This is a genomic window from Chitinophaga eiseniae (assembly GCF_900167135.1).
Taxonomy (GTDB): Bacteria; Bacteroidota; Bacteroidia; order Chitinophagales; family Chitinophagaceae; genus Chitinophaga; species Chitinophaga eiseniae.
On sequence record NZ_FUWZ01000024.1, the window covers coordinates 1 to 2,276 of the forward strand.

Below are 2,276 nucleotides of genomic sequence, written 5' to 3' on the forward strand. Positions count from 1 at the left end.
GACGACCGTTTGCAGCTGTGCGCAGTTGGTATCACCGGTGAAATATGTATAGGAGGCGCAGGCCTGGCGCGGGGCTACCTGGGCCGTCCTGAGCTGAGCGCGGAGAAGTTTGTTCCTGATCCTTACCGGGCCGGCGAACGGCTGTACCGCACAGGCGACCTTGGCCGCTGGCTGCCAGATGGAACGATCGCTTTTGCAGGTCGCCGCGACGACCAGGTAAAGGTGCGTGGTTACCGTATTGAGCTGGGGGAGATAGTGCATGCCCTGGAACAGCACCCCGGTATTTCGGCGGCCGTGGTAATAACACAGGGCGCAACGGCTGAAGAAAAGACATTGGTAAGTTACTTCACCGGTGACGCCGGGCTGGACATCGCCACTTTACGGGCTTACCTTGACAAGCGCCTGCCCGCCTACATGCTCCCGGACTATTATATACACCTGGATACATTACCGTTGAATGCCAGCGGGAAGGTGGACAGGAAACGGCTGCCAACTCCGCAGGGCGCCGGCCTTGCAACCGGCAGGGAATATGTTGCGCCCCGAAATACCACCGAAGAAAAGCTGGTGGACATCTGGAGAAACGTGCTGGGGCGTACCGGCATTGGCGTAAAAGATAGCTTTTTTGAGTTGGGTGGTCATAGTTTAAAGGCCACGCGTCTCGAAAGCCAGATATATAAAGTATTTGAGGTAAAAGTAGCTTTGCACGATCTGTTTGGTGCGCCGGTATTGGAAAATCAGGCCGCCCTGATAGAACGTTCCCGGAAAACTGTTTATAACAGTATCATGCCGGCCCCGAAACAATCAGGCTACCCGCTGTCTTCTTCACAGCGTCGTTTATGGGTATTAAGTCAGTTTGCCGAAAGCAGCGTCGCTTACAATATGCCCGGAGCGTATGTGTTTGAAGGAGTCCTTGCCATATCCTCTTTAACCTATGCCTTTAACGAATTAATACGCCGTCATGAGATCCTGCGCACGGTATTTAATGAAGATGAGAACGGAGAAGTAAAGCAGTATATTCTGGAGGCGGATGAAAGCATTTTCAACATTGAATATGTTGACCTGCGTGATATCGCCAACCGGAAGGCGCGTTTGCAGCAGTTGGTGGAACGCGCAGCGGGAAAAGCATTTGACCTGTCCAGGGGGCCGCTGTTAAGGGCCGGACTTTACCAGACAGATGATCATCGCTGGATATTTGCCTATACCATGCATCATATTATAAGTGATGGCTGGTCAATGGACGTACTCCTCCGCGAGCTGCTGCATATCTACAATGTACACACGGCAGGCCAGCCCCATGCCTTGCAGGGCTTGTCTGTCCAGTATAAGGATTATGCTTTCTGGCAGCAGTGCCGGTTAACGGATGGCTCACTGGCTACAGCACAGGCCTACTGGCTGAAGCAATTTGAAGGAGAGCTGCCGCAGCTGCTGTTGCCGCTGGACCATTCCCGTCCCGCTGTCAAAACGTATAATGGAGGCGTGGTGGTAAAACTGCTCCCTGCCAGTCTGTCCGGCGCTTTGAAGCTGCTCGTGAAAGAGCAGGGCGCCACACTGTTTATGGGGCTGTTTGGGCTGGTGAATGTATTGCTGCATCGGTACACACAACAGGAAGATCTTATTATCGGTACCCCGATCGCTGGCAGGGAGCATGCAGATCTTTCCGACCAGATAGGTATTTATATAAATACACTGGCCTTGAGGACAAGGTTTAGCGGAAATGAGAATTTTGTCAGCCTGCTTAAACAGATACGGGAAAATATGCTGGCTGCCTACGAGCACCAGGCATATCCTTTTGATGAATTGGTGGAACAGCTGCAGCTGCAGCGGGATATGAGCCGTAATGCGCTGTTCGATGTAATGGTTATACTGCAGAATAATGAACGCCGGGTGCTAAGTGGGGATGGTATCCTAAATAACCTGCATTTAAGCGCATATGAAAACCATACAAAGGAGATAAGCAAGCTGGATATTACTTTTGAGTTCGAGGAAACAGAAGAAGGCATTGTCATCTACCTGAAATATAATAGCGACCTGTTTGAGGCAGCGACCATCCATCGCATGGCAGCGCATCTTCAGCAATTGTTGAAAGCAGCGCTGCATACTCCTGACATGGCGGTAAACAGCTTGCCTTATTTAACGGAAGGAGAGGAGTCGGCGCTGCTGGACATATTCAATGTAAAATCGCCCGGCTATGATACAGGAGCGACGATCATCACCTGCTTTGAACAACAGGTGGCGCAGTCGGCTGAACGCACAGCCCTTGTCTTTAAAGACAGCTC

At 51.6% G+C, this 2,276-nt stretch carries 1 protein-coding gene; it reads left to right on the plus strand.

Annotation, left to right across the window (positions count from 1 at the left end; all coding sequences use genetic code 11):
* A partial coding sequence (locus B5D63_RS34460) for a condensation domain-containing protein (RefSeq protein ID WP_143313389.1) occupies positions 1–2,276 on the plus strand: 2,276 nt, incomplete at both ends.